The organism is Arthrobacter sp. CJL-S3, assembly GCF_056711635.1.
The window spans coordinates 427,544-446,705 of record NZ_CM160046.1 but is presented as its reverse complement, the minus strand read 5'-3'; the positions used below and the strand labels follow the sequence as shown (position 1 = coordinate 446,705).

The following is a 19,162-nucleotide window of genomic DNA, read 5'->3' as shown; positions in this document are numbered from 1 at the left end:
CGTTCCCGATGTCCGAGACCGACTTCGAGGCCGCGGTGAGCGACGCCCTGGACCGGATCCCGCCGGACCTCGCCAAGACCATGAACAACGTGGCCATCTTCATCGAGGACGACTACACCCCCCAGCCCGGCGAGGATCCGGACACCGTGCTGCTGGGCCTCTACGAGGGCGTCCCCCTGACCGAACGGGACTCATGGTGGGACGCCGGCTCGCTGCCGGACCGCATCACCATCTACCGCCAGCCGATCCTGGACATCTGCGAAACACGCGAGGACGTCATCGACGAGGTGACGGTCACCGTGGTCCACGAGATCGCACACCACTTCGGCATCAGCGACGATCGCCTGCATGAGCTCGGCTGGGGCTAGCCTTGTAGGCATGGGACACGACCACAGCCACGCACACGGCCTGACCGGCACGGCCAAGCACCGGAAGCGCCTGGTCGCCGTCCTGGCCATCACCCTCGCCGTCGTCCTGATCCAGATTGTCGGCGCGCTGATTTCCGGCTCCCTGGCCCTGCTGGCCGACGCCGGCCACATGCTGTCCGACGCGGCAGGGGTCTTCATCGCCCTGCTGGCCGCCTGGATCGCCGCCCGGCCGGCGAGCGAGCAGCGCACCTACGGCTACCAGCGCGCCGAGGTGCTGGCCGCCCTGGCCAACGCCCTGGTCCTGATTGTGATCTCGGTGGTCATCTTCACGGAGGCGATCCGCCGGCTCGGCTCCGCCCCCGAGGTGCAGACCGACGTCATGCTTGCCGCGGCCGTCCTCGGCGCCGTCGCCAACCTCGTGTCCCTGCTGATCCTCCGCGGCGCCCAGAAGGAGAGCCTGAACGTCCGCGGCGCCTACCTTGAGGTCCTCGGCGACCTGCTCGGCTCCTTCGCCGTCATCGCCGCCGCCGTGGTCATCATGGTTACCGGCTTCCAGACGGCGGACACCATCGCCTCGATCGTCATCGCGCTGATGATCCTGCCGCGGGCCTGGCACCTGCTCCGCGATGTGGTGGACGTGCTGCTCGAGGCGACCCCCAAGGGCGTGGAAGTGCAGATGATCCGTGAGCACATCCTTGCGGTGGAGGGTGTGGTGTCCGTGCACGACATTCACATCTGGACCATCACCTCCGGTGTGCCCGTGTTTTCCGCCCACGTGGTGGTGGAGGATTCGGCCCTCGGTGCCCGCGGCGCCGACCAGATCCTGGACAAGCTCGTGAGCTGCCTGGGCTCGCATTTCGACACCGAGCACTGCACGTTCCAGCTGGAACCGGTCTCCCACGCGGAGCACGAGTCCCACCAGCACGCCTGAGCCCCGGCCCCGCATTACCGGCCGGAGTCCCCTGTCAGGAGAGCACGTCCTTGGTGACGAACCGGCCGTAGGCGAGGGCCCCGAACACGGCGACGTAGCCGCCCTGCAGGAGTGCATTGGTGAGGAAGGAATCCCACGCAACGGGCTGGCGGAGCAGGTCGCCGAAGTCCAGCCAGTAGTGGCTGAACAGCCACGGGTGCAGCCATTCCAGCTGCGGCAGCGCGTCGAGGACCTGCGAGACCACCGAGAGCACCACCGTGGACGCCATCGCGCCCACGGGGACGTCCGTGAGGGTGGACATAAAGAGCCCGATCGCCGAGAGTCCCGTCAGCGACACGGCAAGATAGGCGGCAATCAGCAGCAGCCGCTGCAGCGCCTCCGCTGCCCCGATCGAATCCCCGGACAGCAGCGTGACCGGCCCCACGGGGAAGAGCGCCGCACCGATGCTGGCCCCGACCAGCGCCACCACGAGCGGCGCCGCGACGGCGAAGGCCACGGCCCCGGCGTATTTCACGAGCAGCAGCCGGATCCGGCCCGCGGGCGCCACGAGCAGGTACCGCAGCGTCCCCAGCCCGGCTTCGCCGGCCACGGTGTCGCCGGCCACCACCCCCACGGTCAGCGGCAGGAACAGCGGGACGGAAACCAGCATGGCGGTCACGCCCACGAACAAGCCGTTCTGCGTAATGCGGTCCAGGAACGCCGGTCCCCGGCCCGGCGGCACGGCGGAGGACAGCCGCACCGCCACGGCGATCAGGATCGGGATGGCCGCCAGGGCGCACATCATCGCCCAGGTCCTGCGGCGGCGGAAGAGCACCCCCAGCTCGGACGCGAGCAGACCGCGGCCCCACTGCCCCCGCGGCATGGACGCGGATTCTTTACTGGACAACGTCAAAGCCCTCCCCCGTCAGCGCCACGAAGCGGTCCTCCAGGCTGACCTGCTCGGTGGCGAAGCCCCGGACCCGGACGCCGGCCGCCACCAGGGCGGCCACCACCGCTTCCGGTGCCACGGCTCCGTTCCCTGCCGCCTCGGGGAGCGGCGCGTAGAGCACCTCTCCGCCGCCGTGCACTGCGCTGCCGGAACCTGTGGCCGCGCTCAGGCCCAGCCGGGCCAGCACGTCGGCCGCGGTCCCCGCGTCGGGCGTCAGGACCCGGATCCGTGCCTGCCCGCCCTGGCGCAGTTCCTCCAGGGTTCCCTGCGCCACCAGCCGGCCCGCGCTCATGATGGCGGCGTGGGTGCAGATCTGTTCCACCTCGGCCAGCAGGTGGCTGGAGACAAACACGGTGGCGCCGTCGGCCGCGAGCGAGCGGACCAGGCTGCGGACTTCCCGGGTGCCCTGCGGATCCAGCCCGTTCGTGGGTTCGTCCAGAATCAACAGGTCCCGGGGGGCGAGCAGGGCATTGGCGATGCCGAGCCTCTGCTTCATGCCCAGCGAATAGGCGCGGACCTTTTTGTCCGCGGCATGCGTCAGCCCCACCCGCTCCAGCGCCGACTGGACCCGCGCCTTCCGCGTGGCCGCGGGAACATGCGGGTCGGCGGCGTCGAACCGGTGCAGGTTGGCCGCGCCGGAGAGGAAAGGATAGAACGCCGGTCCCTCGACCAGGGCACCCACGCGGGGCAGCACGCCGTGCAGTTGCCGCGGCATTTCCTCGCCGAGGAGCCGGACCGAGCCACCCGTGGGTGCGGCGAGACCGAGCATGAGCCGGATCGTGGTGGTCTTTCCCGAGCCATTGGGACCCAGGAAGCCGAAGACGGACCCCTTGGGCACGGCCAGGTCAACGCTGTCGACCGCCAGCTGGTGGCCGAAGCGCTTGCTGAGACCGGTCGTCTCGATGCTCAGGTCCGTCGCCGGCGCGGCGGCGGTCACGCGGCGGACACCGGGCGGTTCAACGGGTTGTTCACCAAGTCGTTCACCGCGGCGTCGCGGCGGCCTGGAGCCGCTCCAACGGCACGGAACCGGCGAGGATGCGCCCGTCGTCGAGGATCAGCACATTCAGCAGCGACGTCGAGACGAGCCGCCCGCCGGGGACGGCGACTGCGGCCTGTTCCAGCAGGGCGGCCGCGCCGGACCCGTTTTCCTCCTGGTCCGGGGTTGCAGGCTGCAGCGGGTTGGCGGCCGCAGGATCCGGGGTTCCGTCCTGAAGCTGTGCCGGGCCCGGCAGCGCCACGGCCCCGGCCGGGAATTCAAGCACCGAGGCCCAGCCCGTGCCGGTGACGGTCGGCCGCTTCGCAGCCTTCGCAGCCTTCGCCGCGGCGGCGTCCGACGGCGGCAGGGCGGCGGCAGCCTTGTGGTCCGGCACCGGGATTTCCTCCACGGTGGCCCCGGGCGGCGGGGTGAAGTTGAAGATGGCGGCATCCGGGGCCTCAAGGGTGAGGCTCGTGTAGGCGACGCTGAAGGCCGGCTCGGCCTGTCCCCGCGCCTTCACTTCCACGCCGAGCGGAAGTCCGCTTTCACCGTCGACCGCGATGGCGACGGATTCCACCAGGGTGGCCTCCGACGTCGGGGTCAGCAGGAGATTGTAGGCTGCCCGTCCGGCGACCTGGACGTCCGGTCCGACGGTCACGTCGGTGCTCGCGTCGAGCTTGGCGAGCAGTTTGTCGGCCAGTTCCTCGGGGGTGGCCACGGTTCCGGGACGCGATTCGTGGCGGCCGTCAGCATCGGCGGGCAGCTGGGCGTGGGCGGCCGTGTTGTCCTTGGAGTTGTAGAACCAGAACTCGTCACCGTTCCGGACCGCGTTCCGTTCCGCCATCCGGTCCATGACCTGCACCCGGGCCTTCTCCGGCCCGTCCAGGTAGACGCGGGCCGTGTGCGGTCCTGTCAGCAGTTCCAGCCAGGCGGTCTCCGGGGATCCGGCACCGGCCTTCGGAAGTGCCGGCAGGCCCATCTCGGAGGTTTGTTCCAGCGTCCCGGACAGGGATTTCTCGCCGTGCTGGGCGACCATCAGCAGCACCTGCTGCGGGGTCTTCTCCGGCAGCGGGTCTCCTGCGCTCGCGGGAAGGGTTCCGGACAGGACACCGGCCGCGATCACGGCGGGCACCACCGCGGCGGGCATCCAACGCAGCCACTTGCGCGTCATCGTAACCGCGCTCCAACCTTGCAGTTCATGATTCAACACTACGCCCGGGATTGCCCCGTTTCACCCCTTCCCCGGCGGATTGGTCCGGGCGGCCCTGTTTGACGGTGCCGGCGGCGCCGTCGACCGTGACGCTGTGCCCGGTGGCGATCAGCGAGGTGGCGTCCGGAACCCCGACCACTGCCGGGATCCCGTACTCGCGGGCGACGACGGCGCCGTGCGAGTTGGGGCCGCCCATTTCCATTACCAGTCCGCCGGCGGTCAGGAACAGCGGCGTCCAGCCCGGGTCCGTGGACGGCGCCACGAGGATCTCGCCCGGCTCCAGGTGCGAGCCCTGCGGCTCCAGGATGACGCGGGCCGGGGCGGTGACCGTGCCCGCCGACGCCGGGGTGCCGGTCAGCAGGCCTGCGGGTCCGGCCTCCGTCCCTGCGGCGGAGGCCTGCAGCGCCTCAGGTTCCGTCCCGTCCGAGAGCAGGACCCGCGGGATGTGCCGGGCGGCCCAGTTCCTGGGCATACGCTGCGCGGCGCTGCGCCACGACGTAGTGCAGTTCCCTGCCCGCGAGGCCCTCGCGGACCTCGGGCAGGTCCAGGAAGAAGACGTCGTCCGCTGCAGTGATGCTGCCGGCGGACGCGAGCTCGGTCCCGATGGCCTGGAGCTGCCCGCGCACCGCGGCCAGGGCCTCGACGATGTGGTATTTCGGCAGTTCCCGCAGCCCGGCAAACATCCTGGTGCGTTTCAACGCCGCCCGCACCAGCGCTGCGCGCAGCCTGCCCCGCTCCCCCGCGGCGGCGGCAAGCCGCTCCACCTGGGTCTCGGCGTCGCGTGCCGCTTTGCTGAACAGCCGGTCCGGGGCCTGGCCGGGATCGTCCAGCCGCAGGTAGTTGGCCAGGACGCCGAGGATATGGGCCGGGTCGTCGGACCAGCGCGGCATCCCGAGGTCAATTTCCGCCACGGCACGGTGCCCGTAGCGGCCCAGGAACCCGGCGAGCCCGGACTGCACGACGGCGGGCAGCTCGCGGGCCCGGTAGCGGCGGACAAGCTCCGGAACCCCGGTTTCATCGAACACAGCACCCCCGAACACGGCCGCGGATCCGGCGTCCGCCCGGATGGCCGAGGCAAGCTGCCAGAGCGCCAGGTCCATTTCGGTGGTCACGTTGTTGGGGAGCCCCCGCAGCACCGGCTGCAGCGCTCCCGGGCCGGCCGCGGGTCCCAGCAGCCGGCCGGCGGCCGCCAGGAGCGCGAAGCCCAGGGCGGGCAGCGGCAGGATGTTGGGCACCACCGGAAAGAGCTCCTGCCCGAGGATGCGTTCCACGTGGTCCAGCCGCTGCACCGGGGTGGACCCGGCCGGCACGACGAGGGCGGCCCTGAACCGTTCGCCGAACCGTTCCGCCCGGCGCAGCGCGGCCTCGGGCCGGAACAGCGCACGGAGCAGGGACTCCGGGACTCGGGCCCGCGCCGCCACCGGGCCGACGTGCCGCAGCACCCGCCAGGGGGACCTGCTGGTGACGGACAAGCGGGGATCAGCGAACAGCCGCCGCAGCACGGCCGCGGAGCGGGCCTCCATAATGTCGAACACCCGCGGCACGACGGCCCGTCCCACGGCGCTGCGCACCGCCGGGGTCAGATCGAAGAAGAGGCGTTGGCCGGCCTGGACGTAGGGCGGCGGCCCGTCGTGCGGCACGGGGACATTGAACCCCGCGGCCCGTGCCACGGACGAGGCAATCAGCCGGAAGCCGGCCAGCCCCATCGGGGTCAGCGGGCGGGTCAGGCCCTGGGCCAGGCTGAAGCACAGGTACACGCGTGTCCCGTCCCGGACTCGACGCGGCTCCGGCAGCGGGTAGAGCGTGGTGATGGGCCGCGACTGTGTCAGCCACGCGGCTCCGCCGCCGTCAATGGCCCATTCGAGGTCCTGCGGCGCGCCAAAGTGCACCTCCGCGCGCCGGCCAAGCCGCTCCAGCGCCAGGAGCTGGGCATCGTCCAGGCAGGGCCGGGACCCGGAACCGGTCTGCTCGATCCGTTCGGTTCCGCCGCCCGGCAGCGGCCGGACGGCCACCCGTTTGCTCCCGGTCCGGCGCTCGAGGATCCGCCGCGTGGCGCTGTCGACAACGAAGTGGTCCGGGTTGACCGCCCCGGACACCACGGCCTCGCCCAGCCCGGGGCTGGCGTCGATGACCGCCTCATGCCGCCGTCCGGTCACCGGATTCGCGGTAAACAGGACACCGGCCACGGCCGCGTCCACCATCTGCTGGACCACGACGGCGAGCGACACCGCTGCGGGGCTGATCCCGTGGGTGGCGCGGTAGCTCACGGCGCGGTCCGTCCAGAGCGACGCCCAGCACTGCCGGACTGCGGCCAGGACGGCGTCGGCGCCCACGACGTTCAGGTAGGTGTCCTGCTGGCCGGCGAAGCTGGCGAACGGCAGGTCCTCGGCGGTCGCGGAGGACCGCACCGCCACGGGCGCGTCCGGTCCCAGTGCCGTGTAGGCGGCCCGGACGGCCGCGGCAATGTCAGCGGGGATGTCAGCGGCCAGGACCAGGGCCCGGGCGGCGGTTGCCAGCCGGGCGAGCCCCGGAAGGTCCTCCGGGGCCGTCGCGGCCAGTCCGGCGTGGATGGTCTCGAGCCCGGCGGGCGCCGTGGCCCGCCGGTAGGCCTGCGTGGTGAGGCAGAAACCGGCCGGAACCGGCAGCCCGGCCCGCCGCAGCTCACCGAGGTTGGCCGCCTTGCCGCCGACGTCGGGCAGCAGCTCCGCGCCGGCCAGTTCCAGTGCGAGCACCAGCTGCGTCACCTGCCGGCCCTCCCTTCAGCGAGGAAGCCTTCCGTCCCGGCCGGGTCCGGGCCCGTCTCTGGCCGGCCCGGACCGGGCCAGTCAGGGCTATGAATCGCCGAGGACGGGTCCGAAATTCACCCGGTCCGCCAGCCGGGGATCGTCCCGGTCCGGGACCACCATGACGGGGCCCTTGGCGTGGTGCAGGATCCCGTCCGAGGTGGACCCGAGCAGCATCCCGGCGAAGCCGCCGCGTCCGCGGGTGCCGACGACCACCAGTTCCACATGCCGGCTGGCCTCGACGAGGATCTCCACGGGCGAGCCATCAACGAGCTGCGTCTCCACTGTGAGGTGGGGAAAATGGCTCCTGATCCAGGCGCGGCCGGCCTCGAGCTGGGTCCTGATGTCGGCGAAGAGCGCGTCACGGTCCATCGGCGCGGGAACCCAGGCAAGGGAACCGGTGTACTGCGGGACGGCGCACACCACCCGCAGCGGTGCCGAGAGCCGCTCGGCCTGCGCTGCTGCCTCCAACACCGCCACGCGGGCCTGCTCGGAGCCGTCGACCCCTACCACCACCACGTTTTCGACGGGGACGTGGCCGGACTTCGCCCGCTCCGCGAGGACATGCTTGTCGTCGGTGGTCTCGCCCAGGCGGTCGGCGCAGATTAGGGGAACGGTGACCGTGGGGCATTTGGAGTGCGCGGGGAGTGCGCTGCTGACGGAGCCCAGCAGCCGGCCGACGAAACCGCCCCGGCCGCGGGTGCCGAAGACCAGCAGCTCGGCGGTTTCGGACATCTCCAGCAGGACGCCGGAGGCATCGCCGTTCTCGACGGAGGCGTCGACGTCGATCAGGTACCCGGCCACCTTGTTCACGGCCTGCTTCAGGATGGCCTCAGCGCCTTCGCGGATCACCGAATCATCAACGGTGGCATAACCGCCGTCAAGCCCTGACGCCGCGAAGATCGGAACGGAATAGGCAGTCACGATGTGCAGCGGACGATTGCGGCGCTCGGCTTCGCGGGCGGCCCAGACCAGGGCGCACTTGCTGTGGTCTGAACCGTCGACGCCGACCACGATCCCCCGGGGAGCCGCGGACCCGCCGGGGGTGTCCCCTGCCGGATCCGGATGCACCTGTTCTCGGCCCATGGGGTCCGCCTCCTCGCGATTCTTGCCTGATGTTGCGGCTATTCTGCCAGACGTGTCCGCGTGCAACGTCCACCGGCGACGCGCCCGTATAATCCGCGGGCTAGAACCCCTGGTCCTTACAACTATTCTCGGATTTCGGGGAACTAGCAAGCGCGCTGTCGGGCCTCCGAACCGGCGATCGTCACGCAGGTTTTACCCAGTGTTTACAGGGCTGCCGGCGGCCCCGGAGGGCGCGGGAAAAGGCCCTCGGCGCCGCCCGAAAAGCCCGGAAATTCCCGGATAAGCCAATGTGGCGGCTGCTCTATCCAAGCCCGGAAATGTTAGGTAGTCTTCGAGGCGTTGCTGAACCGAGACTCGTGTTTCAGAACGCGAATCCTGCTGCTGATGCGGTGGGAGCCGTGTTCGGGCGGGCAGCGGAAAGCGTCCGGGGCATCGGCCCCGCGACTGGCACCATTCGAGGAGGGACCCTGCAGTGTCGACCATGCCTATGTCCGGTGGTATCGAACGGACCGCAGCTGTCGTGATCGGCACCGGCCTGTCCGGGCTGGCGGTTGCCAGCGAGCTGCAGCGACGCGGTGTGGACTCCATCATTGTGGACGGGCTCGATCTGCTGGGCGCCGGGCATCCGGCCAACACCTCCTCCCTGCAGCGCTGCGACGCGGCCGACGCCGCCAGCCTCCGTGAGCGCAACGAGATCCTCCGGCACCTGCGGAACTACGCCGCCAGCCATAAGCTCGATGTCCGGAACAACATCCGGGCCCTGCAGCTGGACCACGTCGACGCCGGCGTCACCGGCCCGGCCCAGCAGTGGGCTGTCCGCACCCCCGGCGGCGTCCTCCTGGCGGACCACCTCGTCCTGACGCGCTGCGCCCACAGCCAGCTGCGCCGGATGCTCTCCGAGCTCGGCATGACCGCGGGGCAGAACCTGATGGCGGCCATGCACGCCGTCGGGATGTACCTGGTGGGCGTGGGCGAACTCATCACACCGACGCCGAAGGAAGTGCTGCGCCAGGCGAAGGTCGTGGGCCAGGCGATCTCCGCCAAGGTCCACCCCGACGGCTTTCCCGCCGCCCTCACGGGCTACTACGATCTCGCCGCGCCGGCTTAGCCGCAGCGCGCCGCCCGGAGTTATGCGGTGTCGGAGTTCTGCGGGGAAACGGTGCCGCTTCCGGTCAGCTTTTTGTGTCGCTGCCGGTGTCCGGTTTGAGCCGGCTCTTGGCCATCAGGCCCAGGACCACCAGGATGCCGATGGCCGTTCCGACAAAGATCACAATGCTCCAGGGGAACGGCTCGGCGGAACTGACCGGCTGCGACGGCGCCGGCGTGATGCCCGGCTGGGCGGTTCCCATCGTGGGAACCGCGGCAGCCGCCGTCGAGCCCGCCGCTCCGGCTGTGGCCGTGAACGTGAAGCTGCCTTCGATCGGGTGTGAATCCGAGCTGACGACGCGCCACACCACCGTGTAGGTCCCGGCCGGGGCGCCGGCCTTGAGCTTCTGCGAGGCGACGTTGTCCACGATCTCGACGGCGCCGTCGGACCAGTTGGTGCCGGCGGCATCGTTCACCAGGATCTGCGACCCCAGCGCCAGCGGATTCTTGTTGAAGGTGACCGAGACCTGCTCCGGCGGCGCCGCCACCGTGGCGCCGGAGGCCGGGCTGGTGGATTCGGCGGCATCGTGGGCCGAGGCCGGGGCAACCGCGCCCAGCAGGGCGGCGGCGAGGATCACGGCGCCCAGGAGGGCACTTGAAAGCTGGCGGATGAGGCGCATGGAAAAGCTGCTCCTAGTGTTGGCTTCCTTACAGACTAGGCGAAAACGCGGGGTCGGCCGTCGGGCGCCAAATAGGATAGAGAACACACATCACTCCCGGAGGACTAATGCAAGATCTAATGCTCAAGCAGGGCTCTGCACTCGACCGGTATTTCAAGATCTCCGAGCGCGGGTCGAACTTGTCGCGGGAGATCCGGGGAGGCTTCGCCACGTTCTTCGCCATGAGCTACATCGTGGTGCTGAACCCGCTGATCCTCTCCGGTCCCGATTCCTCCGGCGCCACCCTCGGCTTCCCCGCCGTCGCCGCCGTCACCGCCTTTGTGGCCGGCATCCTGACCATCCTGATGGGCGCGTGGGCCAAGCACCCCTTCGCGCTGGCAACGGGTCTGGGCGTCAACGCCTTCGTCGCCGTCACGGTGGCCACCAACCCCGGCCTGACCTGGCCGGACATGATGGGCCTGGTGATGCTCTCGGGCATCACCATGCTGATCCTGGTCCTGACCGGCTTCCGGACCGCGGTCTTCAAGGCGGTCCCGGAAGGGCTGAAGACCGCGATCGTCGTGGGCATCGGCCTGTTCATCGCCCTGATCGGCCTGGTCAATGCCGGCTTCGTGCGCCGCATCCCGGACGTTGCCGGCACCACCGTGCCGGTCGGCCTGGGCTTCGACGGCAAGCTGCTGGGCTGGCCCACCCTGGTCTTTGTCTTCGGCCTGATCCTGACCATCGCCCTCGTGGTCCGCAAGGTCAAGGGCGCGATCCTGATCGGCATCGTCGCCTCGACGATCCTGTCCGTGATCCTGGAATTCACGCTGCACATCGGCCCCAGCTTCGACGGCACGACCTACAACCCGCAGGGCTGGTCCCTCGTGGCCCCGGCGTTCTCCGAATGGGCGGCCCCTGACCTGTCGCTGATCGGGCAGGCCAACCCGTTCGGCGCCTTTGAGCACCTCGGCTTTGTCGCCGCGACCCTGCTGGCGTTCGTGATCCTGCTCAGCATCTTCTTCGATGCCATGGGCACCATGGTGGGCCTGGCCACGGAGGCCGGCAGCATCGACAAGGACGGCAACATCCCCAACGTGGACCGCGTGCTGCAGGTGGACGCGCTCGGCGCGATCATCGGCGGCGGCGCCTCGGTCTCCTCGAACCAGATCTACGTCGAATCCGGCGCCGGCATCGGTGAAGGCGCCCGGACCGGCCTGGCCTCGGTCGTCACCGGTCTGCTGTTCCTCGTGGCCATGTTCTTCACCCCGCTGATCAACCTCGTGCCGTTCGAGGCCGTCGCCCCGGCGCTGGTCGTCGTCGGCTTCATGATGGTCTCCCAGGTCGGCAAGATCGACTGGCAGGACCTGGGCATCGCGATCCCGGCCTTCCTGACCTTCACGCTGATGCCGTTCACGTACTCGATCGCCAACGGGCTGGGTGCCGGCTTCATCACCTTCGTCCTGATCCGCACCTTCCAGGGCCGCGCGCGCGAGGTGCACCCGCTGATGTGGGCTGTGGCTGCGGCGTTCCTGCTGTTCTTCGCCATCGGCCCGATCGAGGCCGCGCTGGGGATGCACTAGGCACCTCCACTCCCCCTCCGCCGAGGTGGCACTTCGCGCCCATGTTTGTGCAGAACATGGGCGCGAAGTGTCACCTCGGCGGTGTTTAAGCGGTGTTTAGGCGGTCTTTGAGCGCCGATTCCGGGATTACGGACACTCCGGCGGCGGCGCGGCTGGTTTTCCGGGCCGGGCTGCGGTGAGCTAGGGGCATGGTTTCCCCCGTGCCCGCCGTTGATGTCCCGCCGCAGCCCTGGACCGGACGGTTCGACGGCGACGGCCCCGAGCACCGCCGCTGGTGGCAGGCCGTCACGCCCTACACCCCGCGCCGCGTCCACACCGACTCCGCCCGCCCCGCCGTCATTCTCGGCTTCGGCAGCGACGCCGGGGTGCGCCGGAACAAGGGCCGCACCGGCGCCGCCGCGGCCCCCGCCGCGATCCGCGCCGCCCTCGGTCCGCTCGCCTTCCACCTCAGCCGGGAAGTGCACGACGCCGGTGACGTCACGGTGGCCGGGGATGCCCTGGAGGCAGGTCAGGCGCGGGCCGGCTTCGCCATCACCGGCCTGCTCGACGCCGGGCAGCTTCCCGTGGTGCTGGGCGGCGGGCACGAGACCGCGTTCGCGAGCTACCTGGGCGTGGCAGGTTCGGCGGCGGTCCGCGAGGGCCTGCGGGTGGGGGTGCTGAACCTGGACGCGCACTTCGACCTCCGCGACGAGGCCGTGCCCAGTTCCGGGACACCGTTCCTGCAGATGGCCCGCGCGGAAGCCGCCGCGGGCCGCGAACTGAGGTACGCCGTCGTCGGGATCTCGGAGCCGAACAACACCCGGGCGCTGTTCCGGACCGCCGGGGAGCTGGGCGTGGACTACCTGCTGGACGAGGACTGCTCCGCCGAGGCCGCGCGCGTGTTTGTGGCCGCGTTCCTAGCGCAGGTCGACGCCCTGTATCTGACCATCGACCTGGACGTGCTGCCGGCCTCGGTGGCGCCCGGCGTGAGCGCACCGGCCGCGTACGGCGTGCCGTTGCCGGTGATCAGCGCGGTGTGCCGCCAGGTGGCCGCGAGCGGAAAGCTGCTGCACCTCGACGTCGCGGAGCTAAACCCGGCGTTCGACGTCGATGCCCGCACCGCGAAGGTGGCCGCGCGGCTGATCAATACGCTGCTGGGGTCAGCCGGCGGCCCGGCGGGCACCGCGGGCAAAGTCAGATCGGTGTTTTCGGCGCCTTGCCCTCGTCGCCTGTCTGCCGCACGGCCTTCCGTTCGCGGAGCCGGTCCAGCCGGTTCATGACCGGTGCCGTGGTCGCCCCGTGCAGCACGATGGACATTGCCACCACCAGGCCGATGAAGGCCCACAGCTGCTCGGCCTGGGCGTTGAAATCGCCCTTGCTCAGCGCGTAGGCGAGGTAATAGAGCGAGCCGATGCCGCGGATGCCAAAGAAGGCGATGGCGATCCGTTCGCGCGGGCCGGTCTTGCCCCGCGCCAGGCCGATCCAGCCGGCCAGCGGACGGACGACCAGCAGGAACGCCAGCGCCACCAGGACCTCCGCCCAGCCGATGCCGGCCAGCAGGCCCCGGGCGATCGCGCCGCCCAGGAGCACCAGGATGACCACCGTCATGAGCCGTTCGAGCTGCTCCACATAGGAGTGCATCACGCGGTGGAACCCGTGCGTGCGTTCCGCGGCCCGGATGGTCACGGCACACACAAAGACGGCGATGAACCCGTAGCCTTCCAGCATTTCCGTGACCCCGTACGCCAGGAAGGTCGCCGCCAGCGCCACGAACCCTTCGGAGTGGCCGGACAGCCGGATGCTGTCCCGGGCGGAGAAGAACAGCCGGCTCAGGGCCTTCCCGGCCAGCCAGCCAAGGAGCACGCCCATGCCGATCCGCCAGACGACGTCGGTGGCGAACCAGGAAACGAACCACTCCGACGGCGAGGGGCCCACCAGGCTGATGGCGATGGCCAGGTAGACAAACGGGAAAGCCAGGCCGTCATTCAGGCCTGCCTCGGAGGTGAGGCCGAAGCGGATCTCGTCTTCGCCGCGTTCGGTTTCGTCCTCGTCGTCGGCGGGCTCGCCCACCTGGACTTCCGAGGCCAGCACGGGGTCGGTCGGCGCGAGCGCCGCCGCGACCAGCAGCGCGGCTCCGAGCCCCAGCCCCAGCACCCCGAGACCCAGCAGGGTGAGGGCAACGATGCAGATCGGCATGGCCACACCCAGCATCCGCCACGTGGTGGACCATTCGCGCCTGCCCACGGGGCGGTCCAGCGCAAGGCCGGCGCCCATCAACGAGATGATGACGCAGATTTCGGTCAGGTGGGTGGTGAACTCCCCGTATTGCAGCGGGTCCGGGTCCGGCAGCGACGGGATGAACGTGAAGGCGAGGATGCCGGCGGCCAGGAAGACCATCGGCATGGACAGCGGCGCATTGCGCAGCAGCTTGGGCAGGAGGGCAGCAGCGAAGACGGCCAGGCCTGCCGCCGCAAAAATGATACTGGGAGCCTCAAACACTGCGTATTCCTCCTGCCGGGGCCCGGATGCCCGGGGATGAGTGAGGCGCCGTCCCTGCGGAACGGCGCCCCCTCACCAAGATACGCGCGAACGGCGCTAAACCGGGTGCGGCTAGCTGCGCCGCACCTGAACGCCGTCGGATTTCAGGAAAAGCTGGGTCTCGGACGGGACTTCCGGGACCAGCCAGAGAACGTTGCCGCTCAGTGAGACTTCTTCGACCTCACCGGCCGCCAAAACCTGGGCGTGCTTAAGGATTTCGACCCGGTCCCCCGCTTTGAGGCTCCGCCAGTCGGTGACTGCGCTGACCGATGCCAGGCGCCTGGACATTACCGTCCCCCGTGCTTTCATGAACTTTTACCCCTTTGTATATGTTCCTGGTCACAACGTCGTTGGTGTGACTTTCCATTTGTACTACAGTTCCCGCGCCCCCGCCGGGCGTATTGCCCACTATTTCGGGGGCGGCGGAAATTGTTCACCCGGATTGAATTTTGTTTTCCTTCAGGCGAGATTTCCGACGGCGGATTCGGCCGCGGCCCGCACCCTGCCCGAGGCGACGAGGCGGTCCGCCGCTTCCAGCTCCGGGGACAGGAACCGGTCGGTGCCGGGACCGTCGACGACGTCGCGCAGCGCGGCGATCACGGCGGTGCCGGCGGGGCCCGGGGTGAGTTCGCCGCCGGAGAGCTGGGTGCGGATGTCGAGTGCCCGCGCCGAGGTCACCAGTTCGATCGCCAGGACGCGGCGCAGGTTCTCCACGGCGCGGCGGAGCTTGCGGGCCGCGTGCCAGCCCATCGACACGTGGTCCTCCTGCATCGCGGAGCTGGGGATCGAGTCCACCGACGCCGGGACAGCCAGCCGCTTGTTGTCCGAGACCAGCCCGGCCTGGGTGTACTGGGCGATCATCAGGCCTGAATCGACGCCGGGGTCCGCCGCCAGGAACGCCGGCAGCCCGTGCGAGCGGGCCGGGTCCAGCATGCGGTCGGTCCGGCGCTCGGCGATGGAGCTCAGGTCCGCGACGGCGATCGCCAGGAAGTCCAGCACATAGCCGACCGGGGCGCCGTGGAAGTTTCCGTTGGAGCTGACCCGGCCGTCGGGCAGGACCACCGGGTTGTCGATCGCGGCGGCGAGTTCGCGGGAGGCGACCATGGCGGCGTGGTCCACGGTGTCGCGGACGGCGCCGGCCACCTGGGGGGCGCAGCGCAGCGAGTAGGCGTCCTGGACCTTGGTGTCGTTGATCCGGTGCGAGGCCACGATCGGGGAGCCGGACAGGACCCGGAGCATGTTGTCGGCGGAGGCGGCCTGGCCCGGGTGCGGGCGCAGCGCCGCGTGCAGCTCGGGCAGGAACACCTGGTCGGTGCCGAGCAGCGCCTCGACGCTGAGCGCGGCGGTGATGTCCGCCGTCGTGAGCAGCTGGCGGATGTCCGCGATGGCCATCAGCAGCATGCCCAGCATGCCCTCGGTGCCGTTGACCAGCGCCAGGCCCTCTTTCTCGGCCAGTGTGACCGGTTCGATCCCGTGCGCGGCGAGGAGTTCGGCGACAAGGCGGCCGTCTCTGCTGCCGTACAGTTCGCCGTCGGGGCCGGTGGCTTCGCCTTCGCCCATCAGGACGAGGGCGCAGTGGGACAGCGGGGCGAGGTCGCCGGAGCAGCCGAGCGAGCCGAATTCGCGGACCACCGGGGTGATGCCGGCGTTGAGGACGTCCACCATGGTCTGCAGGACCACGGGGCGGACGCCGGTGCGGCCGGACGCGAGGGTCTTGGCGCGCAGGAACATGATCCCGCGGACCACCTCGCGTTCCACGGCCGGGCCCATGCCGGCGGCGTGGCTGCGGATCAGCGACTTCTGCAGCTGGGTGCGCAGTTCGGCGGGGATGTGCCGGTTAGCCAGCGCCCCGAAGCCGGTGGAGATGCCGTACGCGGGGACCTCGCTGTGGGCCAGGCTGTCGATGTGGGCGCGGACCTTGGCGACGGCGTCGAGGGCGTCCTGGGCGATGGTCACCCGGGCGTCGTGGCGGGCGACGGCGACGACGTCCTCGGGGGTGACGCCGCTGGAGCCGAGGGTGACGGTGAGCGGTGAGTGCGTGGTGACAGTCATGGGATGTTCCTGTTTATTTCCCATCGATTGCTCCGCAGGTGCCCTTTTGGGGGCTCAAAACGGCAGTTGCGGAGCAATCGATGTGGGTTGGGGCTTGGTTAGCGGGGTTAGTGGCTCGCGGGGAGCATGGGGATGCGGACGCCGCGTTCGGCTGCGACTTCGACGGCGCGGTCGTAGCCGGCGTCGACGTGGCGGATGACGCCCATGCCGGGATCGTTGGTGAGCAGGCGTTCGAGCTTCTGCGCGGCCAGATCGGTGCCGTCCGCGACGGAGACCTGGCCGGCGTGGATGGAGCGGCCGATGCCGACGCCGCCGCCGTGGTGGATGGAGACCCAGGTGGCGCCCGAGGCGGTGTTGAGCAGCGCGTTCAGCAGCGGCCAGTCGGCCACGGCGTCCGAGCCGTCAGCCATCGCCTCGGTTTCGCGGTACGGGGACGCGACGGAGCCGGAGTCGAGGTGGTCGCGGCCGATCACGATGGGCGCCTTGACCTTGCCCTCCTTGACGAGTTGGTTGAACAGCAGCCCGGCCTTGGCGCGGTCGCCGTAGCCCAGCCAGCAGATGCGGGCCGGGAGGCCTTCGAACTCGACGCGCTCGGCGGCGGCGTCGATCCAGCGGTGCAGGTGCTTGTTCTCCGGGAAGAGTTCCTTGATGGCCTGGTCCGTGACCGCGATGTCCTCCGGGTCACCGGAGAGAGCGACCCAGCGGAACGGGCCCATGCCCTCGCAGAACAGCGGCCGGATGTACGCCGGGACGAAGCCGGGGAACTCGAAGGCGCGGCTGTAGCCGCCCTTGCGGGCCTCGTCGCGGATGGAGTTGCCGTAGTCGAACACCTCGGCGCCGGCGTCCTGGAATTCGACCATGGCCTGGACGTGCTTGGCCATGGAGGCCTGGGCCTTCTTGGTGAAGCCCTCCGGGTCGGCCGCGGCCTCGCGGTGCCATTCCCCGACCGTGATGCCCTCGGGCAGGTAGCTCAGCGGGTCGTGCGCGGAGGTCTGGTCCGTGACGATGTCCACGGTGAGTTCCCCGGCGTTGTGGCGGCGCAGGATCTCCGGGAAGACGGTGGCGGCGTTGCCGACATAGCCGACGGACCAGCCGCGGCGCTCTTCCTTGGCCGCCAGGACCTTGGCGATCGCGGCGTCGAGGTCGGTCTCGACCTCGTCGAGGTAGCGCTTGCCGAGGCGGCGGCGCAGGTGGCTTTCGTCGACGTCGACGATCAGGCAGGCGCCGTCGTTCAGGGTGACGGCGAGCGGCTGCGCGCCGCCCATGCCGCCGCAGCCGCCGGTGAGGGTCAGGGTGCCGGCGAGGGTGCCGTTTTCGTCGCCGGTGAGCTTGCGGGCGATCGCGGCGAAGGTCTCGAAGGTCCCCTGCAGGATGCCCTGGGTGCCGATGTAGATCCAGGACCCGGCGGTCATCTGGCCGTACATCATCAGGCCCTCGGCCTCAAGCCGGCGGAACTCGGGCCAGTTCGCCCAGTCGCCGACGAGGTTGGAGTTGGCCAGCAGCACCCGCGGCGCCCATTCGTTGGTGCGGAACACCCCGACCGGCTTGCCGGACTGGACCAGCAGGGTCTCGTCCTTTTCCATGGATTCCAGGGTGCGGGTGATCGCGTCGAACGCGGCCCAGGACCGGACGGCGCGGCCGGTGCCACCGTAGACCACCAGGTCATCGGGGCGTTCGGCGACCTCCGGATCCAGGTTGTTCATGAGCATGCGCAGCGGGGCTTCCGTCTGCCAGCTCTTGGCGGTGAGCTCGGTGCCGCGGGCTGCTTTGACCGGGCGGGCACCGGTGGTGAAATCGGCGGGTGCCATTGGGGGCTCCTTCGTGTCTCGATGGTTCGGGGGAATGAGGTTCTGTATCAACTAAAGCCTGTCCGCGGCCCCGGAAACAGGGCCCGCGGAGGGGTGCTGTCCGGGATTCCAGACACACCGCCGGCTTCCCTCCCCCGCGTTGCGCTATCACTTCCGGTCCCTAAAAGGCCCGGATGAGCGCTCAAAGTGATAGCGCAACGGGAGGTTGGCGGGGGCGACGGCGGCGGGGGGCGACGGCGGCGAAGGGCGGGCCGGTCAGCCGGGCTGCGGGCGGCCGTGGATGCGGAGGGAGAGATCGTCCGCGGCTTTCCGCACCCGGGCGGCGAGGGCGGGCCACTCCTCGGGCGGGAGTTTGTCCTCAAGGAAGGTCACGGCGACGGCGGCGGTCGGCCAGCCCACATGGTCCGTCACGGCAGCCGCGATCGAGCCGAAGCCGGGCGTGACCTCCCCGTGTTCGGTGGCGTAGCCGCGCTGCCGGACCTGGTCCAGATGCGAGGAGAGCGCCGAGTACTTCATGATCGGCGATTCGGTCTCGTGCCGGGCGGTGAAGGCTGCCGCGTTGGGGTACAGCGCCCGGACCTGCGACTTGGGCAGCGCGGCGAGGATGGCGCGCCCGCTCGCGGTCAGGTGGCTCGGCAGCCGCACCCCGACGTCGGTCACCAGCGAGGGGCGGTTCTTGGCCCGCTCCTCCACGATGTAGAGCACGTCGCGGCCGTGCAGCACGGCGAGGTGGGCGCTTTCACCGATCACATCCACCAGCGCGGCGAGCAGCGGCCGGCCCAGGCGCGAGAGCGGCTCCTGCCGAGAATACGCCGAACTGAGCTCGAAGGCACTGATCCCCAGCCCGTAGCGCTGTTCCTCGTGCAGGTGCAGCACAAAGCCGTTGGCCTCCATAACGCCCAGCAGGTGGTACACGCTGGAGCGCGGCAGCCCCAGCGCGGTGGCAATGTTCGACGCCGCCATCGGCCCCCGCTTGGAGGCCAGCAGTTTGAGGATGCGCAGGGTGTTTTCCGCGGCCGGAACCTTGGAGGTCACCTTGGCCGTGGCGGCCCGGGGTGCCCCCTCATCGGCAGGCGGGGTGGTGCTGGTGGCTGGCATGGATCCTCTTCAGGTGCGGTGTCCGGTATCCCGTACTTAAGCATGCGCCCCGGGCCGGGGCCCCGGACAGACCGACG

General features: G+C 70.2%; 15 protein-coding genes and 1 pseudogene. 5 read left to right on the top strand and 11 right to left on the bottom strand.

Translation table 11 applies throughout. The features are described 5' to 3' along the window. Window positions 1-8: 8 nt before the first annotated feature. The gene (locus AC06G6_RS02095; protein ID WP_479828822.1) at window positions 9-368 is read left to right on the top strand and encodes a metallopeptidase family protein; all 360 of its coding nucleotides are present in this window, start codon (window positions 9-11) and stop codon (window positions 366-368) included. Window positions 369-378: 10 nt separating this feature from the next. Beyond that, window positions 379-1,299, top strand: coding sequence for a cation diffusion facilitator family transporter (locus AC06G6_RS02090; protein WP_479825897.1), 921 nt, complete (start codon window positions 379-381; stop codon window positions 1,297-1,299). A gap of 34 nt (window positions 1,300-1,333) precedes the next feature. On the opposite strand, the gene AC06G6_RS02085 is transcribed toward AC06G6_RS02090, so the two are convergent. The 5 genes and pseudogenes from AC06G6_RS02085 to AC06G6_RS02065 form a co-directional block, all read right to left on the bottom strand. Next, window positions 1,334-2,161: an ABC transporter permease gene (locus tag AC06G6_RS02085; protein ID WP_479825895.1), complete on the bottom strand. Its 828-nt coding sequence runs from the start codon at window positions 2,159-2,161 to the stop codon at window positions 1,334-1,336. Between the two features lie 13 nt (window positions 2,162-2,174). Beyond that, window positions 2,175-3,164 carry an ABC transporter ATP-binding protein gene (locus AC06G6_RS02080; RefSeq protein WP_479825893.1) on the bottom strand — a complete coding sequence of 330 codons (990 nt, stop codon included), beginning with the start codon at window positions 3,162-3,164 and terminating at the stop codon, window positions 2,175-2,177. 43 nt (window positions 3,165-3,207) lie between these two features. Next, window positions 3,208-4,374: a LolA family protein gene (locus AC06G6_RS02075; protein WP_479825891.1), complete on the bottom strand. Its 1,167-nt coding sequence runs from the start codon at window positions 4,372-4,374 to the stop codon at window positions 3,208-3,210. 25 nt (window positions 4,375-4,399) lie between these two features. After that, window positions 4,400-7,157: pseudogene (locus AC06G6_RS02070) on the bottom strand (PEP/pyruvate-binding domain-containing protein). Window positions 7,158-7,244: 87 nt separating this feature from the next. After that, the gene (locus AC06G6_RS02065; protein WP_479825889.1) at window positions 7,245-8,282 is read right to left on the bottom strand and encodes a universal stress protein; all 1,038 of its coding nucleotides are present in this window, start codon (window positions 8,280-8,282) and stop codon (window positions 7,245-7,247) included. Between the two features lie 481 nt (window positions 8,283-8,763). Here AC06G6_RS02065 and AC06G6_RS02060 point away from each other — a divergent pair, with 481 nt between their 5' ends. Continuing rightward, entirely contained in the window at window positions 8,764-9,390 is a 627-nt protein-coding gene (locus AC06G6_RS02060) for an FAD-binding protein (protein WP_479828821.1), read from the top strand. 64 nt (window positions 9,391-9,454) lie between these two features. On the opposite strand, the gene AC06G6_RS02055 is transcribed toward AC06G6_RS02060, so the two are convergent. Next, window positions 9,455-10,048 (bottom strand): copper resistance CopC family protein, encoded by a 594-nt coding sequence (locus AC06G6_RS02055; protein ID WP_479825887.1) that lies wholly within the window; start codon window positions 10,046-10,048, stop codon window positions 9,455-9,457. A gap of 119 nt (window positions 10,049-10,167) precedes the next feature. Here AC06G6_RS02055 and AC06G6_RS02050 point away from each other — a divergent pair, with 119 nt between their 5' ends. Both AC06G6_RS02050 and hutG read left to right on the top strand, forming a co-directional pair. Then, window positions 10,168-11,610 (top strand): NCS2 family permease, encoded by a 1,443-nt coding sequence (locus AC06G6_RS02050; protein WP_479828819.1) that lies wholly within the window; start codon window positions 10,168-10,170, stop codon window positions 11,608-11,610. Between the two features lie 188 nt (window positions 11,611-11,798). Further along, entirely contained in the window at window positions 11,799-12,869 is a 1,071-nt protein-coding gene (gene hutG, locus AC06G6_RS02045; protein ID WP_479825885.1) for a formimidoylglutamase, read from the top strand. Here the strand turns inward: hutG and AC06G6_RS02040 are convergent. From AC06G6_RS02040 to AC06G6_RS02020, 5 genes are all read right to left on the bottom strand, one after another. Beyond that, entirely contained in the window at window positions 12,784-14,088 is a 1,305-nt protein-coding gene (locus tag AC06G6_RS02040) for a cation:proton antiporter (RefSeq protein ID WP_479825883.1), read from the bottom strand. The two genes, hutG and AC06G6_RS02040, sit on opposite strands and share 86 nt — an antisense overlap. Window positions 14,089-14,199: 111 nt before the next feature. Further along, the gene (locus AC06G6_RS02035) at window positions 14,200-14,436 is read right to left on the bottom strand and encodes a hypothetical protein (protein WP_479825881.1); all 237 of its coding nucleotides are present in this window, start codon (window positions 14,434-14,436) and stop codon (window positions 14,200-14,202) included. Window positions 14,437-14,586: 150 nt separating this feature from the next. Further along, window positions 14,587-16,179, bottom strand: a complete 1,593-nt coding sequence (hutH, locus tag AC06G6_RS02030) for a histidine ammonia-lyase (RefSeq protein ID WP_479825879.1) — start codon at window positions 16,177-16,179, stop codon at window positions 14,587-14,589. A gap of 107 nt (window positions 16,180-16,286) precedes the next feature. Next, entirely contained in the window at window positions 16,287-17,987 is a 1,701-nt protein-coding gene (locus AC06G6_RS02025; RefSeq protein WP_479825877.1) for a urocanate hydratase, read from the bottom strand. Between the two features lie 255 nt (window positions 17,988-18,242). Then, window positions 18,243-19,085 (bottom strand): IclR family transcriptional regulator, encoded by an 843-nt coding sequence (locus AC06G6_RS02020; protein ID WP_479825875.1) that lies wholly within the window; start codon window positions 19,083-19,085, stop codon window positions 18,243-18,245. Between the last annotated feature and the right edge of the window lie 77 nt (window positions 19,086-19,162).

Coding starts and splice junctions, on each gene's coding strand:
- AC06G6_RS02025 (WP_479825877.1), bottom strand. CDS start 17,987: ATGGCACCCGCCGATTTCACCACCGGTGCCCGCCCGGTCAAAGCAGCC.
- AC06G6_RS02050 (WP_479828819.1), top strand. CDS start 10,168: ATGCTCAAGCAGGGCTCTGCACTCGACCGGTATTTCAAGATCTCCGAG.
- AC06G6_RS02060 (WP_479828821.1), top strand. CDS start 8,764: ATGCCTATGTCCGGTGGTATCGAACGGACCGCAGCTGTCGTGATCGGC.
- AC06G6_RS02035 (WP_479825881.1), bottom strand. CDS start 14,436: ATGAAAGCACGGGGGACGGTAATGTCCAGGCGCCTGGCATCGGTCAGC.
- AC06G6_RS02090 (WP_479825897.1), top strand. CDS start 379: ATGGGACACGACCACAGCCACGCACACGGCCTGACCGGCACGGCCAAG.
- AC06G6_RS02095 (WP_479828822.1), top strand. CDS start 9: ATGTCCGAGACCGACTTCGAGGCCGCGGTGAGCGACGCCCTGGACCGG.
- AC06G6_RS02065 (WP_479825889.1), bottom strand. CDS start 8,282: ATGGGCCGAGAACAGGTGCATCCGGATCCGGCAGGGGACACCCCCGGC.
- AC06G6_RS02020 (WP_479825875.1), bottom strand. CDS start 19,085: ATGCCAGCCACCAGCACCACCCCGCCTGCCGATGAGGGGGCACCCCGG.
- hutG (WP_479825885.1), top strand. CDS start 11,799: ATGGTTTCCCCCGTGCCCGCCGTTGATGTCCCGCCGCAGCCCTGGACC.
- hutH (WP_479825879.1), bottom strand. CDS start 16,179: ATGACTGTCACCACGCACTCACCGCTCACCGTCACCCTCGGCTCCAGC.
- AC06G6_RS02075 (WP_479825891.1), bottom strand. CDS start 4,374: ATGACGCGCAAGTGGCTGCGTTGGATGCCCGCCGCGGTGGTGCCCGCC.
- AC06G6_RS02085 (WP_479825895.1), bottom strand. CDS start 2,161: ATGCCGCGGGGGCAGTGGGGCCGCGGTCTGCTCGCGTCCGAGCTGGGG.
- AC06G6_RS02055 (WP_479825887.1), bottom strand. CDS start 10,048: ATGCGCCTCATCCGCCAGCTTTCAAGTGCCCTCCTGGGCGCCGTGATC.